The sequence below is a fragment of the Streptomyces sp. NPDC054866 genome, from assembly GCF_053610745.1.
The window spans coordinates 356,233-372,286 of sequence record NZ_JBSGZA010000007.1 but is presented as its reverse complement, the minus strand read 5'-3'; the positions used below and the strand labels follow the sequence as shown (position 1 = coordinate 372,286).

General features: G+C 71.2%; 13 protein-coding genes. 10 read left to right on the top strand and 3 right to left on the bottom strand.

What is annotated here, in order from left to right; translation table 11 throughout:
- Window positions 1-40: 40 nt before the first annotated feature.
- From ACWGI2_RS32805 to ACWGI2_RS32780, 6 genes are all read left to right on the top strand, one after another.
- Window positions 41-1,498 carry an SMI1/KNR4 family protein gene (locus ACWGI2_RS32805; protein WP_453699348.1) on the top strand — a complete coding sequence of 486 codons (1,458 nt, stop codon included), beginning with the start codon at window positions 41-43 and terminating at the stop codon, window positions 1,496-1,498.
- Between the two features lie 207 nt (window positions 1,499-1,705).
- Window positions 1,706-2,080 (top strand): ANTAR domain-containing protein, encoded by a 375-nt coding sequence (locus ACWGI2_RS32800; RefSeq protein WP_453398640.1) that lies wholly within the window; start codon window positions 1,706-1,708, stop codon window positions 2,078-2,080.
- Between the two features lie 80 nt (window positions 2,081-2,160).
- The gene (locus ACWGI2_RS32795; RefSeq protein ID WP_453699346.1) at window positions 2,161-2,703 is read left to right on the top strand and encodes an isochorismatase family protein; all 543 of its coding nucleotides are present in this window, start codon (window positions 2,161-2,163) and stop codon (window positions 2,701-2,703) included.
- Between the two features lie 9 nt (window positions 2,704-2,712).
- Window positions 2,713-3,057, top strand: coding sequence for a hypothetical protein (locus ACWGI2_RS32790; protein WP_453699344.1), 345 nt, complete (start codon window positions 2,713-2,715; stop codon window positions 3,055-3,057).
- A gap of 182 nt (window positions 3,058-3,239) precedes the next feature.
- Window positions 3,240-7,010, top strand: coding sequence for an ATP-binding cassette domain-containing protein (locus ACWGI2_RS32785; RefSeq protein WP_453699342.1), 3,771 nt, complete (start codon window positions 3,240-3,242; stop codon window positions 7,008-7,010).
- Window positions 7,011-7,077: 67 nt separating this feature from the next.
- Entirely contained in the window at window positions 7,078-7,875 is a 798-nt protein-coding gene (locus tag ACWGI2_RS32780) for a class I SAM-dependent methyltransferase (protein WP_453699340.1), read from the top strand.
- A gap of 79 nt (window positions 7,876-7,954) precedes the next feature.
- Here the strand turns inward: ACWGI2_RS32780 and ACWGI2_RS32775 are convergent, their stop codons facing one another.
- Both ACWGI2_RS32775 and ACWGI2_RS32770 read right to left on the bottom strand, forming a co-directional pair.
- Window positions 7,955-8,557 carry a hypothetical protein gene (locus ACWGI2_RS32775; RefSeq protein WP_453699338.1) on the bottom strand — a complete coding sequence of 201 codons (603 nt, stop codon included), beginning with the start codon at window positions 8,555-8,557 and terminating at the stop codon, window positions 7,955-7,957.
- A complete protein-coding gene (locus ACWGI2_RS32770; RefSeq protein ID WP_453699336.1) occupies window positions 8,554-9,216 on the bottom strand; it encodes a hypothetical protein in 663 nt (220 codons plus the stop codon). Before ACWGI2_RS32770 ends, ACWGI2_RS32775 begins: the two co-directional genes overlap by 4 nt.
- A 298-nt stretch (window positions 9,217-9,514) precedes the next feature.
- On the opposite strand from ACWGI2_RS32770, the gene ACWGI2_RS32765 reads away from it, so the two are divergent.
- Entirely contained in the window at window positions 9,515-10,957 is a 1,443-nt protein-coding gene (locus tag ACWGI2_RS32765) for an NB-ARC domain-containing protein (protein ID WP_453699335.1), read from the top strand.
- Window positions 10,958-10,985: 28 nt separating this feature from the next.
- Here ACWGI2_RS32765 and ACWGI2_RS32760 read toward each other — a convergent pair whose 3' ends face one another.
- On the bottom strand, window positions 10,986-12,005 hold the full coding sequence (locus tag ACWGI2_RS32760; RefSeq protein ID WP_453699333.1) for an Lrp/AsnC family transcriptional regulator: 1,020 nt from the start codon (window positions 12,003-12,005) through the stop codon (window positions 10,986-10,988).
- Window positions 12,006-12,097: 92 nt separating this feature from the next.
- On the opposite strand from ACWGI2_RS32760, the gene ACWGI2_RS32755 reads away from it, so the two are divergent.
- The 3 genes from ACWGI2_RS32755 to ACWGI2_RS32745 all read left to right on the top strand — a co-directional run bounded on the left by ACWGI2_RS32755 (window position 12,098) and on the right by ACWGI2_RS32745 (window position 16,028).
- Entirely contained in the window at window positions 12,098-13,390 is a 1,293-nt protein-coding gene (locus ACWGI2_RS32755; protein ID WP_453699331.1) for an amidohydrolase family protein, read from the top strand.
- Window positions 13,387-14,976, top strand: a complete 1,590-nt coding sequence (locus ACWGI2_RS32750; protein ID WP_453699329.1) for an AbgT family transporter — start codon at window positions 13,387-13,389, stop codon at window positions 14,974-14,976. The genes ACWGI2_RS32755 and ACWGI2_RS32750 overlap by 4 nt, the downstream gene beginning before the upstream one ends.
- Before the next feature lie 206 nt (window positions 14,977-15,182).
- Window positions 15,183-16,028 (top strand): LLM class flavin-dependent oxidoreductase, encoded by an 846-nt coding sequence (locus ACWGI2_RS32745; RefSeq protein ID WP_453699328.1) that lies wholly within the window; start codon window positions 15,183-15,185, stop codon window positions 16,026-16,028.
- Window positions 16,029-16,054 lie beyond the last annotated feature (26 nt).

The following is a 16,054-nucleotide window of genomic DNA, read 5'->3' as shown; positions in this document are numbered from 1 at the left end:
GTCCGCCCGCGTTGTCAGTGGCGGCCCGTACGGTCTTCACATGGTTGATCAGAACTCTTCCGTGCCCTCCGTGCCCTCTGTGCCCTCGGTGTGCGACTTCGCAACCTGGGAGCCCGTGTTGCGGCTGTTGCGGGACAGCGGGGCGCGGGAGCAGGCCGCGCCGTCCATCCGCGTGTCGGGACGGATCAGCCGGCAGAGCTGGAGTCTGCCCCTGCGGCGACGGCTGCGGGAACCGGGTCGGGCCGTCCGGGGCGAGGACATGCGGGACGAGACGGAGGCGGTGGAGCGGGTGCAGCGCGCGCTCGCGGACGCGGGCGTCGACACCGTCTCGTTCACGGGGAAGATATCGCCGGACGGGAAGGCCATACTCCGTCTGCTCGGGCCAAGCCCTGCCGTGGAGTCCGGCATCGGGACGCCGCACCCGGGGGCGCTCCTCCTGGTCGAGGGCGCCGTTCCCCAGCCCTGGCGCTGTCTTCCCGATCCGGTGCCCGATCAGTCGCCCGGAGCGGTGCCGGCGACCTCGGCGGATCCGGCGTTGCTGGAGCGGACGCTCCGTGAGCGGTTGCCCGACGCCATCGGCGCGACCGAGGCGGAGATCGCCGCCGCGGAGGCACGCCTTGGTGTTTCCCTGCCGGCGGAGCTCAAGGTGCTCTACCGGGTGACGGGGCCACGGTGGGAGGGTCTGGGTGACGGTCTGGGTGACGACTATGAGGCCGCGGAACGTGCGTGCGCGGCGGTCGGCTGCGAGCTCTTCGCCTTGGACGACCTGTATGTCGCCGACGCGTCGTCCCGCCCATGCTCTTGGGAGTTCGCGGCGATGGAAGCGGTCGTCACCCGGCCCGACGCCGCTGTGCAAGGTCTGGTCGGCTCGCCCGGCTGGATCGTCTTCGGGGACAACGGCGGTGGCGACCGGTTGGCGGTCGATCTGACCCCCGGCCCGCGCGGACACGCGGGACAGATCATCATCCTCAGCCACGAGGAGAACATCGGAGCCTACCTGGTCGCCGACTCGCTCACCGACCTGGTGCTTGACCGGAACAGTGAGGAACGTGGCAGCTCAGGAGGAGACCAGCCGTCGCCCGTGGCTCACGTCAACATACGAAGCCTGCCGAGCATCGAAGCCGCCGCGCACCCCGGCCTGGAGGTCCTGTCCATCGGCGTCTGGGACGCCGAGCCCCTCAGCCTCGCCCCGGTCGCCGACCTGCCCCGCCTGAGGACGCTTGCCGCCTACCCCGGCACGCTCGCCGACCCCCTGGAGATCACCGAGCTCGACACGCTGGAGTTCCTGGAGATCGGCCCGGCCGAATGGCGCGCCCTCCTCGACGCGGGAGCCGTCCCGCGCAGCCTGTCGGCCGCCGCCATCAAGGTGCACGGCGACCAGGACCTGCTGCCCACGGTGGCCATCGCCAACGAAATCCTGGCCCTCTGGGACCGACCCCAGATCATCCAGACCCGTATCGAAGGCGACATCGGGCCGTCGACAACTGCGTCCGTTTGAGATCAATGCAGGTGGCTACCCGATCGCTACGTAAGCACAGCGCTGTGCGACGTAGGCGCCGGATGGTTGAGACAGACAGCCACCGGCGCTGCCGCACGCACAGAATCACAAACTATGGCCATAGATGTGGGGAATCTGCGATGCTCGGCTCATCAGCGGTTCTGCCGGCCCGCCAGAGGCAGCCCGAGCAAACGAGAGGCAGAGCAGGTGGCTTCCTCCCCGGACTCTCTCAACACATCGGCACGGAACCCCCGTTGCGATCCCGAGCAGCCGGCCCCCGACGATGATTGTGCGGAGGAGGTCGCTGAGATCAAGGCGCTGCGCACCGAGGTCAATGATCTGCATCGCGCCATGGAGTCCCACCCGTCCATAGACCAGGCGCGGGGCATGCTGATGACGTTGGGGCCGTGTACCGCGGAGGAGGCCTGGGAGATCCTGGTCGAGGTGTCGCAGCACTCCAACACCAAACTGCGCGCGGTGGCAGAGGAGTTGATCGCCACGACAGAGGGCGAGCCGCTGCCCACCCCTGTCCGCACGGCTCTCGGCGAGGCCCTGAGAAGGCGACAGGCGGCCACGGGCTGATCGGGGGCGGTCCTCGGCGGCCCTCGGGGGTTCTCGGGGGCAAAGGCAGCCTGGGTCGGCGGCCCCTCTACGGTGAGCCCATGCCACACGTCTCCGCGCTCCTCGTCATCGACATGCAGAACACCCCGGTGTCCATCGCCTACCGGGCCGCCGGGACCGTCGCCGTGATCGCAGGCTTGCGCGAACGCGCCATGGCCGCCGGCATGTCCGTCGTGACGATCCAGGACCAGGGTGACGGGATGGAGGCGGGAACCCAGGGGTGGCAGGTCGTGTCCGAACTGGCGCCCGCCGAAGGGGAGTCGATCGTCCACAAGACCAGCCCGGACAGCTTCCTGGGTACGGATCTCGACGCGACGTTGGAGACGCTGGGAGTCACCGAGGTGGTCGTCACGGGGTTCGCGACGGAGATCTGCGTGGACACCACGGCGCGGCAGGCACTGAGCCACGGGTACGACTTGGTGGTGGTCGCCGATGGGCACACCACGTCCGTCCGGCCCGAGGGCGGCGAGTACGCCGCTCCGGCGCAGTCGATCGCCCACCACAACGAGATCTTCCGGCACCTCCGTTTTCCGGGCCGGAGTATCCGCGTGCTGTCCGCGGCCGAGGTGGACTTGACGAGATGAGAGATGCACATGGTGGCTCACACGCCGGCTGAGCGCGTCCTGGCTCGCTCATTCACCTCCGATGATGGCGCGACCAGGTTCACTGTCACCGACCTGACGGTGGACCATCACCCGGACCGCAGCGCGACGTTGACCTACCGGCTCAGCGTCGAGCGAAAGGGTCACGCCGACGAGTGCTGGGTCTTCACACTGCCATGGAGCGACAAGTCCTTCGTGGACGTGCTCACCTCGTCCGCGCCCGATCCTGAGCGTCTTCGCCAACTGGTCCAGCTGGTACGCGGCCTGTTGGAAGAGTGGTGGGACACCAAGGGGGGCAACCGCCGTTCGGCGAAGATGGGGCGCCGATGCTCCTGAGCTGTCACTACGGGCTGAAAGTGGGACTCGGGGTGCGACCCGGGCGGGGAGCGTAACCCGGCGACGTCGCGACGCGGCAGGTGACCGGTGGTGTCCGGTCGTGGCCGGGACCGTCGGACGACTGCCTGGCTCCTCTGTGAGCATCGTGCTCCCGACGGTGGCGCGCGGCTCAGGAGGCCGGGATGCGTACGTGGCAGGAGTGGACGGCAGCAGGGCGGCTGCTGTGGCGAGCCGGGCCGCGGCACACGGTCGCGCTCGCCGTGACCGTGGTCTGCGGGGCGCTCACCGGCCCGCTCATCGTCGTCGCGACCGGACGGCTCGTCGGCGCGCTGCCCGGAGCCGTGGAAGGGGGAGCAGGGTCGGCGGAGGCCAGACGCGCGCTGGTCGTCCTCACCGTGTTCGGCGCGCTGACCCTCGTACGCACGGGACTTCGCGGCCTGGAGAGCGGGATCGCGGCGGTGCTGCGGCTGCGGGCGGCCAGTGTGGTGGAGGACCGGGCCATCGCGGCCGGGACCGGCCCGGACGGCATCGGACACCTCGAAGAGCCGGGTTACGCCGACACGCTGCGCCTGGCCACCGAGCAGGTCACCCGGCCGGACCAACTCGCCTCCCTGCTCCCCGAGATCGTACGCCCGAGGCTCGAAGGGATCGGCCTGCTCGTTCTGTTGGCGCCACTGGCGTGGTGGGCGCCGCTCCTGCTGGGGCTCGCTGCTGTGCTGACGTATCGCTCCTATCTGCGACTGTCACAGCAGGTGCACGGCAGCATGGAGTCGGCGAGTGCGGTGATCCGCAGGGCGGGATATCTGCGGTCACTTGCCGTGGACCCCGAACCCGCCAAGGAGATACGTGTCTTCGGGCTCGGTGACTGGCTCGCGGGCCGGATGACGGACGTCTGGCAGTCGGGCATGGCCAGGGTCTGGGCCACCCGAGGAACGGCAGCGCGGCGATCGTACGGCGCGGTGGGGTTCGTGGTGCTGGGGGAGGGCCTGGTCCTGGGGTACGCGGCCTTCGCCGCCGCGCGTGGTGACCTGGGGCTCACCCAGCTCGTGATCAGCGCCCAGGCGGCGCTCGCCCTGCCCGCACTCGGCTGGGTCGGCGATGACGACCTGATGGTGCGTGACGCGCTGCTGGGCCTGCGGTCGCTCGTTGCGCTGGAGTCGCGGGGGACCGCAGGTCAGGGGGCCGCCGGGAACGGTCACGCCAACGGCCGGACCCCCGCACTCCGCCGCGGAATCGCCTTCCACTCCGTGGACTTCACCTACCCCGGCACGGACCGACCCGTACTGCGCGGGCTCGACCTGGAGATCCCGGCCGGGGCCTCCGTAGCGATCGTCGGGGCGAACGGATCCGGCAAGACGACGCTGATCAAACTCCTCGCGCGGCTGTACGAACCCGACGCCGGACGGATCACGGCGGACGGCGCGGACGTGCGCGCGTGTGACGCGCGGCAGTGGCGCCGGGGAATCTCCGTCGTCTTCCAGGACTTCGTGAAGTACCCGCTGACACTGCGCGACAACGTGGCGATGGGCGCCCCGGACGTCAGCGGCGACGCGGACGCACTGGAGCGCGCCTTGGAACTGGCCGACGGCGCCGAACTGCCCGGCAGGCTCGGGGCGGGCTGGGACACCGTGCTGTCACGGCAGTTCGCGGGCGGTGCCGATCTGTCCGCAGGCCAGTGGCAGAGAGTCGCGCTCGCCCGCGCGCTTCTGGCCGCGCGGTCGGGAGCCGTCCTCGTGCTCGACGAGCCGACCGCGCATCTCGACGCGCGGGCGGAGGCCGACTTCTTCGACCGGTTCCTGACGGTGAGCGGGGGCGCCACAACGATCCTGGTCTCGCACCGTTTCTCGGGCGTCCGCAAGGCCGCCCTCATCCATGTCATGGACGGCGGGCGGATCGTGGAGAGCGGCTCGCACGACGTACTGATGGGGCTGGGCGGGAGATACGCCCGGATGTACCGGCTTCAGGCGGAGCGATTCACCGACGACGACGCGGGCCCCGGCGTGGCTGGCCCTCCACTGTCCGGAGGCACGTGGCCGGTGGATCGCGCGGCGCCGGAAGGCGTCCCGGAGGGCGTCCCGGAAGACGTCCGTGACGTCGATATCGACCCTCTTGAGATGGCTGAGATGTCCGAACACGGGTGGCGCGGCGTGCTCGACGCGCTGCGCACCCTGGTCGGCGAATCCTTCCGGGAGTCCTGGAAACTCGCCGTGCTCGGGCTGCTGCTCGTACCCGCCGCGGCCGGTCTCGCGGCCTTGCAGGGACTGTGGCTGAGGTCCATGGCCGAGGGCGCGCAACAGGGGCTCCTGGAATCCACGGTCACGGCGGCGCTCCTGCTTGTGGTGAGCCTCGGGGTGTGGGAGGCGGTCGAACTGGCGGCGATCGGAGCCAGGATCGGGCTCAGCGAGCGCGTGGGCTTCGCCTTTGACCGGCTGCTGGCGCGGCTCGCCGCGGGCATTCCCGGGCTGCGCCACCAGGAGTCGCCCGCGTTCCAGGACCGGCTCCATCTGTTGCGTGACCGCACCCTGGCCATGGGCGCCCTGCTCAACTGGGTGCTCAACCTGCTCGAACAGCTCGGCGGCTTCCTGGTGACCGCCGCACTCCTGGCCACCGTCCACCCCGCCCTGCTGGTGCTCCCGCTCATCGGGGCACTCGCCCTGCGCCTGCAGATCTCCGCCCGCGGCATCATCGCCCGCGCCCAGGAGGCCACGGCGGCCGACTACCGGCTCGCCGCACGCCTGGCCCGCCTCGCCACCTCGCCGGAGGCGGGAAAGGAGCTGCGCGTCTTCGAAGCGGGGCCGGAACTGTGGTCCCGGGTGGGCGAGTTGCGCAGCCGAGCCGACAGCGTGACGAGCCGGGCCCAGTGGCGGTTCGCCGCGATCGGCTGCGCGGCCGGGCTGCTCAACTCGCTCGGCCTGATCGGCTCGGTCGCCTTCGTCGTGCATCTCGCGGTGACAGGGCAGACCGGCCTTGGCGCTGTGCTGCTCGCCGTCGTCCTGGCCGGGCGGTTCACCGGGCATGTCGGCGGACTCGTGCAGGCCACGGGTGCCGTCGTCGAACTCCTGCAGAGCGCGGAGCGGTTGCGCTGGCTGCGGACGTACGCCGAGAAGGCGAGCCTCGCGCCCGCGAACACCTCCCGTACCGCTGGGGCGGCGGCCGTCCCGTCGACGCTGCGCCATGACATTGCCGTCGAGGGGCTTTCCTTCCGCTATCCCGGCACCGCGGTGACCACACTGCACGACGTCGAACTGCGGCTGCCGGCCGGGGGAGTGGTGGCCCTGGTCGGTGAGAACGGCTCCGGGAAGTCCACCCTGGTCAAACTGCTGTGCCGGATGTACGAGCCGACGCTGGGCCGGATCACGGTCGACGGAGTCGCCCTCGACGCCCTTCCTCCCGAACGGTGGCGTGAGCGGATCGGCGCCGCGTTCGAGGACTTCGCGCGCTTCGAGTTCGCCCTCCGCGAGACGGTCGGCGTCGGGGACCTGCCGCGTGCCGCCGACCCCCGGGCGGTCGCCGAAGCACTTGACCGAGGTGGCGCCACCGGCCTGCCCGGCACGCTGCCGGACGGCCTGGAAACGCAGTTGGGCAGTCGCTGGGAGCACGGGATCGACTTGTCGACGGGCCAGTGGCAGAAGGTGGCGCTCGCGCGGGCCTTGATGCGTACGGAACCCCTGCTGCGCATTCTCGACGAGCCGACCGCGTCCCTGGACGCGGAGACCGAGCACGTCATCTTCGAGCGCTACATCGAGGCCGCGCGCCGCCCCAGGCCGGACGGCGGCCGTCCGGCCACGGTCACGTTGCTGGTCTCCCACCGGTTCTCGACCGTGCGCGGCGCCGACCTCATCGTCGTACTCGACCGAGGCCGCGTCGCCGAGACGGGCAGCCACGAGGAATTGCTGGCGCAGGACGGGCTCTACGCGCAGATGTACGGGCTCCAGGCGCGCGCCTACCGGTGACGAAGGGCTGTCGACGTAGTGCTCAGGTGGGGTGGCCGACAGCCGCCGACATCTATAGCGTCGCCGCATGGACCCGGACCGGAATGAACGGCTGCTTCACGCCTCCTCGTTCGGCGCAGCGGCGGCCGCCTATGCCGAGCACCGGCCGGACTACTCGCAGACCGCGGTGCGCTGGGTGATCGAGGCGGCGCCAGGCCTGCGCGTGCTCGACCTCGGCGCTGGAACCGTCAAGCCGACCGCCACGTTGGTCGCGCTGGGCGCCGAAGTCATCGCGGTCGAGCCCGACCCGGCGATGCTGACCGAGCTGCGCCGCTCGTTGCGGACTGTCCGTGCCCTGCCGGGTAGTGCGGAGGCGATACCGCTGCCGGACGTGTCCGTCGATGCCGTGCTGGCGGGCAACGCCATGCATTGGTTCGACATGGCCGTCGCGGGGCCCGAGATCGCCAGGGTCCTCGCACCCGGTGGCATCCTGGCCGGTCTGTGGAACGTCATGGACGACCGCGTCGAGTGGGTTGCCGGTCTCGCACGAGTCAGCGGGAGCGCGGCCATCGGCCCGCGTGACACGCCCACCAGCTGGCGCGCGGAGACCGCCGACATGCACCTTCCAGAGAACCGTTCAGAGACGGGTGCAGCCGCTCGGTTCGGCTCGCCGGAGCAGGCCGAGTTCCCGCACGGCCAGCGCCGCACCGCCGAGTCACTCGTCGCGACCCTCGCGACGCGCGCGGGGATGCTGGTCATGCCGGAGCAGGAACAGGAAGCCACACTGGGCCGGATCCACGCTTTCCTCGCGAACGGACCGGAGACCGCCCACGGCGAGTTCACTCTCCCGATGCTGACCAGCGTGCTGCGAGTCCGGCGACTCTGAAGCACCTCTACGAAAGGCATGAAAGGCACGAAAGGAGCGCCGGCCCGGGCCGGCGCTCCTTCGTTCTACCTGCGTACGGCTACGCGGCAGCGTCCCGCGCGATCACCCATGCCGGGTCCCGCGGCTCCACCTTGTTGGCGAAGGCGACCAGCTGGGCGTACGCGGCCAGGTCGGCCATCGCGGACTGGATCCGCGGCAGCGCGGTGTCCGCCGCCGGGACGTTGATCTGGTCGAGCCAGTCACCGATCAGCGCGGCCACGGCGAGCGTACGGTCGCGCATGTCGTGGCAGATGCCGAGCGGGCCGCCGGTCCTGGCCTGCTCGGTGAACGCCTGCCACAGCTCGGCCGACTGCGGCACCTGGCCCAGGCTGACGCCCGAGCGGTAGAGCCGGTCGAAGTCGAGCCTGCTGTACCACTCTGCGGTCTCCCTGGTGAGCGTGCCCGTCGCCAGGATGTCGGCCACCTGCGCCAGCATCCGCGCGGCGCCGCCGAGCCGGTCCCGTGCCGCCGCGGCGTACACGGCGGCACCGGCCACCCCGTCGCCGTGCTCGGCGAGTTCGAGGGCACGGCACAACTCGCTGGTGGCCGCGTTCAGTTCGGTGCCCGCTGCCAGCGCGAGCTGCTTCTTGTCGCGCAGGTCCTCCTCACTGAGACTGAGGAGCTTGTTGCAGACGGCGCTCATATCCCGTTCCTCCTTTCCTGGCCGGCGCCGACGGCGGTCACGGCGACGGCGCTGGGGGTCATACCGAGGATGTTGATGACGGCCAGTGCCTGACCGTAGATCCGGATGCGGTCGAATCCGGTGAGCAACTGCCAGGCCACGCGCTGCCAATCGGCGGCACCGGCCTCGGCGGCGTGCGCCGCGAAGCCCTCGAGCCCCGCCGAGAAGCCGGTCAGCTCGGACACGAAGTGACCGAACGTCGCCTCGTCCCCGCCCTCTTCGTAGCGCAGCGCGATGGCCTCGATGGCGGTCCGGTCCAGCTGGACCAGGTCCGCGTCGCGGGCCGCGCCGAGCGTCTCGCGCACCGGGGCGGTCCCGCCGCCCGCGACCCGCAGCCGCTCGTCGTGGACCGGGTAGAAGCCGAGCTCCTGGGCGACGCGGTGCGAGGCGCGGTACTCCACCAGCGCGGCCCGGACCGCGGCGGCAGCACAGCGCACCCGCAGGGCGGCCTGGCGCACGTCGTTGAGCTCCAGGTCGGAATGCATCAGGTGTAGCTCGCTGCCCGCCCGCATGAAATGGGCCGAGCCGGTGGCGATGGGACCGTCCACGCGCTCGTAGAGGGACTGTTCGGCCACGCTGCCGTCAGGCAGGCCGGGGGCTTTGTTGCAGACCCTGCTCATATAGGTCGTGCCTCCTTGGTTGTCCGATGTCGGTCGTGCGGTGGTGCCACGCCCGGTCTCCGGCATCCGCCGGGAAGCCGCACCAAACCGGCGGACGGCATTTCACGAATGCCGTAGTGACAGCCGGTGCGGTGCCCGGTCGCCGATACGCGGGATCCGAGCGGTAGACGGATGCTCGCAGCGCGTCCCGGGGTGCGATCCTCGAAATCGGGCACCACCGGACAGGTCCGGATGGCTTCGGCCAGGCGACGGTCGTACGGCGTCGCCAAGGCGCGAGCCGGTGCGGAGGATGCGAACCATGCCAGCGGCAACGGGGGCGGCGGGACACCCGCCGGACGGGGGACCGCGCGATGCGGCGGCAGACGTCGGCCCGGTGGATTCCGTGGACACGGCCGACGCGTTGGCCGTGCTGCTGCGCCAGTTACGCAGACGCGCCGCCCGCAGGGACGGAGGCGCACAGATCACCTACCGGCAACTGGCCGCGCGAACGGGCTGGGCGCACGGGGTGATCGGCGACTACTTCGCGGGCAAGACGCTGCCACCGACGGACCGCTTCGACACCCTGGTCCAGCTGCTCGGCGCCACCGGCCGTGAGCTGCGCCTTCTCGCGACGGCCCGCGACCGCGTGGAGGAGGCGCGCCGCTCCCGCCCGGCTGCCAACGGCCGCCCGGGCCCTCCTGGCACGGACGGCGCCGGCTCATCGCCGCCGGTCCCTTGCCGCCCTCCCGTCCCTCGCCAGCTGCCTGCCGACATCCCCGAACTTCCGGGCCGGGGGCGGGAGATGGGCGAGCTCGACGTGCTTGCCCCGGCGCCGCGGGGCAAGGGCCCTCTCGTGGTCGCGCTCGACGGCCCCGGCGGTGTCGGCAAGTCGGCGCTCGCCGTGCACGCGGCCCATCGGCTCGGTGAGCGGTTCCCCGACGGTCAGCTCTACGCCGACCTGCGGGGCTCACGCCGCGACGAGCATCCCGTGCCGCCCGACGTCGTCCTCAGGCGCTTCCTCTGCGCGCTGGGTGCTTCGCGGCCGTATCCGGGCAGCGTGGCGGACGCTGCGGCGGCCTACCGCACGCTGCTCACCGAGCGGCGAGTGCTGATCGTCCTCGACAATGCCCTGGACGCGGCCCAGGTACGCCCCCTCCTGCCCGCGGCGCACGGCTGCGCGGTCCTGGTCACGAGCCGGGGTGTACTCGCTGCCCTGAACGGCGCCGTCCACCTCCACCTGATGCCCCTGCCGCCCGCGGCGTCCGTCGAGGTGCTCGGCCTCTGGGCGGGAGCGGGCCGGCTGACCGCCGAACATGCCGCCGCCGAGGCGATCGCGCACCACTGCGATCACCTGCCGCTGGCCCTGCGCATCGCGGGCGCCCGCCTGGCGGCGCGCCCCCGGTGGCCGGTGCGGGAACTCGCCGAACGCCTTGCCGACCCGGAGCGTCGCCTGGCGGAGCTGTCCTTCGCGGATCTGGACATGTACGCGGCTCTGGAAGCGGGCCACCGAGAGCTTCTTGCCCGCGGCCCCACGGGCCGGGCGGCAGCACTCGTACTGCCCCTGCTGGCGGCGGAGCAGGGGGAGTTGACGGTCGCAGAGGCGGCAGCGGCGACCGGCGATGAGCCGTCGACGGCGGAGGTGATCCTGGAGCAGCTGGTCGACGTGCAGTTCCTGGAGTCGAGGGCTCCGGGCCGCTACCGCTTCCACCCGCTCACCCGGCTGTTCGCCCTGCGGTCGCTCACGAGGGAGAGAGGTGCGTGAGGAGCGGGGTACATGATCCCCAAACCCCTTACTCGTCCCAGTAGTTGAGCGGCGCCGACCCCACACTGTGCCCTCTGCGGTCAAGGACCCGCCCCACATGCTTGACCGTGCGCAGCACCACGGCACGCTCCGTGATGCGCAGATCCAGGTGCGCGAGGCGGCTGTTGAGCAGCGCCTCGGTGGTGTGGACCTCGGACAGGGCCGGCAGCCAGATGTCGAGCACCAGATTGTGCGCGCCCGCCGTGATGCTGCACATGCGCAGGCCGGGCAGGGTGCGCAGCGCGGTCACCGTCTCGTCGAGATGCTGGGCGGGCACCGAGCCGAAGTAGACGACCGAGACCGGGAATCCGGTCAGTGGCCGGGCCAGCGCGCAGCGCAGCGAGAGCCGCCCGGTACCGGTCAGGACACGTAGCCGGCGCCGGACGGTCGCGGCTGAGGCGCCGACGGTCCCGGCGAGATCCGTCAGGGGCATCCGGCCGTCGGTGCCGAGTGCGAGGGCGATGCGGCGGTCGAGGGGCCGCAGCGGTTCGTCGGGCACCGCGGGCCGCTCCAGGGTCAGGGCGCTCCGCTGCTGCCGGGTGAGGCTGCGCAGCCGCCAGGACGCCCCTTCGAAGGGCGCCGCGGTGATGACATGGCTGCGTACGGCGCGTACGCCGGGCAGCTGCGACACCCGGTCGCCGGAGAGCCGGGCGAGGCCGTCGAGGTCGGTGGCACCGACGATCGCGAGCAGATCGCGCCCGCCCGAGGTCTGTTTGAGGCTCAACACATGCGGGTCACGGGCGAGTTGCCCGATGGTGTCCTCGCTCAGGCGTCCGTCCATGTCGATCTCGACCTGGGCGTAGACGCCCTCGTCGTGGCCGGGCGACAGGTAGCCGTCGACCCAGGCCATGCCCGCGCGCACCATGCGGTCCCAGCGGCGGGCGACCGTCACCGCGTCGACCTCGAGGACCTCGCCGATCCGCACCCAGGGCACCCGGGGCTGGATCTGGAGGGCGTGCACGATGGCCATGTCCAGTTCGTCCAGGGTGTGCGCTCGCTGCGTTTCCATGACGTGTACGGAATCCTGCGTAGGCGGCGTCGTGGTGAAAGATTCCGGCGATTTTACACAGTCGTGATCCCTGATACCGAGGATCGTCGGCCATGAGCCACGCACAGTTCTCCTCCCTGCGCATCATCCGAGCCCGCCTCGTCGACGGCACCGGCACGGCCCCCGTCACGGACGCCGTCATCGACATCGACGAGGACGGCACGATCGTCTACGCCGGTCCCGCCGCTACGGCGCCGGAAGCACCCGCAAGGGCCCGCACCGTGGACGCGGCGGGACGCACGGTCCTGCCGGGCTTCATCGACACCCACGTCCACCTCGCCATCGAATCGCCCCGGCAGATGGTCCGCCGCCACGAGACCGACCCGACCGTGGAGACGTTCCGCACCGCCGAGCGGCTGCGCATCACCCTGGATGCGGGCATCACCACCGCCCGCGACCTGGGCGGCCTTCCGGCCGGTTTTCGGGACGCGGTGGCCGCGGGCCTCACCGCAGGGCCCCGGCTGCACACGGCCGTCCGCATCCTCAGCCACACCGGCGGGCACGCCGACTTCCGTTCGGAGTGCGGCTTCGACCCCAGTGCCGGGGTGGGCGAGATCGCCGACACCCCGGACGAGGTACGGGTCGCGGTGCGCCGCCTGCTCCGCTCCGGCGCCGACGTCATCAAGGTCTGTGCGACCGGCGGCATGAGCAGCCCCTACGACCAGCCCGACGACGAGGGCCTGACCGTCGAGGAGATCCGCACGGTGGTCGACGAGGTGGCCCGGCACGGCGGCCGGCCCGTGGCGGCCCACGCCCAGGGCACCGCGGGCATCATCAACGCGATCCGCGGCGGCGTGAGCAGCGTCGAGCACGGCTACGGCCTCACCGCGCAGGCGCGTGAACTGGCGGGCGAGCACGGCACGTTCGTGGTGCCGACCCTTTCTACGGTGTTCGACGGCATCGACCGTTCGACCATGCAGCCCTTCCACTACGAGAAGAAGGTCCGCTGGTCCGGCATCACCCAGGAGAACATCGCGGCGGCCATCTCCGACGGCGTACGCATCGCCATGGGCACCGACGCGGCGATGGTGCCGCACGGCCGCAACCTGCGCGAGCTCTCCCACCTGGTGTCGCTGGGCATGACCCCGGAACGGGCCATCGAGGCGGGCACCCGCAGCGCCGCCGAACTCCTCGGCCTCTCGGCGGAGATCGGCACGCTGGAGGCAGGCAAACACGGCGACCTGGTGATGTGCGACGGCGATCCGCTCGCGGACATCTCGGTGCTCGCCGACCCGGCCCGCATCGTGCTCGTCGCCCAGCGCGGCGCCGTACGCAAGGACACGCTCGGCCTGGCGCGGACCGCCCCCGCGGCGAGCGGCACACCATCGCAAGGAGCCGCCGGATGAGCACCTCGACAACCCCCGCGAAGACGCCGGCCGGCGGGCCACCGCGGCGGACCGTACTCGACAAGGTCCTGAACGGCATCGAGCGCGCGGGCAACAAGCTGCCGCACCCGGTGCTGCTCTTCCTCGGCCTGTTCCTGATCATCGGCACGGTCTCGACGGTTCTCGCCGCCACCGACACCACCGTCACGGTGCCGGGCGAGGACAAGACACTCGCGGTCAAGGGCCTGTTCAGCGGCGAGGGCGTGCGCTGGCTGCTCGAGAACTTCATCCCGAACTTCACCGGTTTCCCCTCCCTTGGCACGGTCCTGCTGATGATGGCCGCGGTCGGCGTGGCCGAGAAGACGGGCCTGCTCGAAACGGCCGTACGCGCCTCCATCGCGCGGGCCCCGAGGGGGCTGCTGCCGTACCTGGTCGCCTTCGTGTCCTGCCAGGCGCACCTGATGAGTGACGTGGCGATCCTGGTGATCCCGCCGCTTGCCGCACTCGCCTTCAAGAACGCGGGCCGCAACCCGATCGCGGGCCTCATCGGCGGCTTCGCCTGCGTCTGCGCCGGATACGCGGCCGGATTCTCCATAGGCGCGCTCGACGCGCTCTACACCGGCATCACGCACCAGGCCGCCGCGGTCGTGCCGGGTGGCGGGAGCGCCCCCACGCACATCCTCATCAACTACTTCTACACAGCCGCCGCCAGCTGCGTGCTCGCCCTGATCGGCGGCTTCCTGATCTCCCGCGTCCTCGAACCGCGGCTGCCCCATCCGGACCCTGCGGCGGATCCGGAGGCCGGGCCAGCAGTCGAGGCGGATTCCGTCACGGTCACCGTTACCGTCACCGCCAGACAGCGCACCGGCCTGCTGCGCTCCGGGCTCGCCGTCCTGCTGTACGCGGCCGTCGTGGTCACCTGCTGGCTGCTGCCGGGCTCCCCGCTGCGCGGCGAGGGCGGCGCGCTCGTCCCCTCGCCGGTCCTCGACGGCATAGTGCCGCTGCTGTTCGTCGCGTTCGTTCTCGCCGGCGTCGTCTACGGCCGCACCGTCGGCACGCTCAAGCGTGCCGAAGACGCGCCACGCATGATGGCCGAGTCGATCACCGGAATGTCCGGCTACATCGTGCTGATCCTGGTGATCTCCCAGGTCATCGGCGTCTTCGACTGGTCCAACGTCGGCACCCTGCTCGCGGTGAACGGCGCGAACCTGCTTGAGTCCGCGGGCCTGACCGGCTTCACGGGCCTGGTCCTTTTCGTTCTTCTGGTCTGCGTCCTGAACCTGTTCGTCACGTCGGGCTCGGCCCTGTGGTCCCTGGTCGCGCCGGTCTTCGTACCGGCGTTCATGCTCCTCGGCATGGAACCCGCCGTCACCCAGGCGGCGTTCCGGATCGGTGACTCCGCGACGCAGATGATCACGCCGCTCAATCCGTACGTCTTCCTGATGCTGACGATCCTGCGCCGCTACGAACCCGGGGCGCAGCTCGGCACGGTCCTGTCCCGGCTCGCGGTGTTCGTGGTCCCGTTCCTGATCGCCTGGATCGCGGTTCTCGGCATTTTCTACGGCCTCGGTCTGCCCCTCGGCCCCGGCGCGGACATCCACCGCTGAGGCGGCTGCTCGGGCGGCGCGGGCGTCCTCGTAATCCGGATAGTCCGGGTAATCCGGTTGTCCCGCCGAACCAACTGATCCTAGAGTGAGCCCACTTCGACGAGACGCTCCCCAGAAGCACGCCGCAGAGCGGGAGCGTCCCACCTCGCTGAGGTGCCGGGGAGGCGGCAGTTTCTTTGTCGACCCTTCCTTCGGAGGTCTCAGTCATGAACGTCGGTATCGGTCTGCCCATCGGCGACCCCACCACCCTGCTCACCTGGGCCCAGCGCGCCGACGCGGGCCCCTTCAGCACGCTCGGCCTGCTCGACCGGCTCGTCTACGACAATCCCGAGCCCCTGGTCGCGCTCGCTCTCCTCGCCGGCGCCACCTCCCGCATCCGCGTCCAGACCGAGGTGCTGCTCGCCCCGCTGCGCGACACCGCCCTCCTCGCCAAGCAGGCCGCCACCCTGGACCAGATGTCCGGCGGCCGGCTGGTCCTCGGCCTGGGCGTCGGGGGCCGCGAGGACGACCACCAGGTCGCCGGCACCGACATACGCACCCGAGGCCGACGCCTCGACGAGCAGATGGCGGTCATGCGCCGCCTGTGGTCCGGCGAACCGTATGGCGACGGCATCGGCCCGATCGGTCCCGCGCCCGCCAGGCCGGGCGGCCCCGAGGTGCTCTTCGGCGGCTTCAAGCCCGCCGCGATCGAACGCGTCGCACGCTGGGGCGACGGCTTCCTGGCCGCCGCGCCACCTGCCTGGGCAGGCGGCCTGTTCGACACCGTCCGCAAGTTCTGGAAGGAGTACGACCGCGACGGCGAACCGCGCATCGTCGCGCAGCTCAACGTCGCGCTCGGCCCGGACGAGGTGGTGGACGACGCCCGGACGAACATGCACGCGTACTACGCCTTCACCGGCACGCCCGACCGCATGGTTGCCGGACTCCGCACCACCCCGGCCGAGATCCGTGACGCGATCACCGGCTTCACCGACCTCGGCGCCGACGAGGTCATGCTCTACTGCCACGGCCACGACCCCGACCAGGCGGACCGCCTCGCAGAGCTGCTGTGACGGGCGCGGGCATGCCGCCGCCTTGC

Bases quoted from the DNA above. Each gene is read 5' to 3' on its own strand.
- ACWGI2_RS32805 (WP_453699348.1), top strand. From the start codon at position 41: ATGGTTGATCAGAACTCTTCCGTGCCCTCCGTGCCCTCTGTGCCCTCG.
- ACWGI2_RS32795 (WP_453699346.1), top strand. From the start codon at position 2,161: ATGCCACACGTCTCCGCGCTCCTCGTCATCGACATGCAGAACACCCCG.
- ACWGI2_RS32790 (WP_453699344.1), top strand. From the start codon at position 2,713: ATGGTGGCTCACACGCCGGCTGAGCGCGTCCTGGCTCGCTCATTCACC.
- ACWGI2_RS32785 (WP_453699342.1), top strand. From the start codon at position 3,240: ATGCGTACGTGGCAGGAGTGGACGGCAGCAGGGCGGCTGCTGTGGCGA.
- ACWGI2_RS32780 (WP_453699340.1), top strand. From the start codon at position 7,078: ATGGACCCGGACCGGAATGAACGGCTGCTTCACGCCTCCTCGTTCGGC.
- ACWGI2_RS32775 (WP_453699338.1), bottom strand. From the start codon at position 8,557: ATGAGCGCCGTCTGCAACAAGCTCCTCAGTCTCAGTGAGGAGGACCTG.
- ACWGI2_RS32770 (WP_453699336.1), bottom strand. From the start codon at position 9,216: ATGAGCAGGGTCTGCAACAAAGCCCCCGGCCTGCCTGACGGCAGCGTG.
- ACWGI2_RS32765 (WP_453699335.1), top strand. From the start codon at position 9,515: ATGCCAGCGGCAACGGGGGCGGCGGGACACCCGCCGGACGGGGGACCG.
- ACWGI2_RS32760 (WP_453699333.1), bottom strand. From the start codon at position 12,005: ATGGAAACGCAGCGAGCGCACACCCTGGACGAACTGGACATGGCCATC.
- ACWGI2_RS32755 (WP_453699331.1), top strand. From the start codon at position 12,098: ATGAGCCACGCACAGTTCTCCTCCCTGCGCATCATCCGAGCCCGCCTC.
- ACWGI2_RS32750 (WP_453699329.1), top strand. From the start codon at position 13,387: ATGAGCACCTCGACAACCCCCGCGAAGACGCCGGCCGGCGGGCCACCG.
- ACWGI2_RS32745 (WP_453699328.1), top strand. From the start codon at position 15,183: ATGAACGTCGGTATCGGTCTGCCCATCGGCGACCCCACCACCCTGCTC.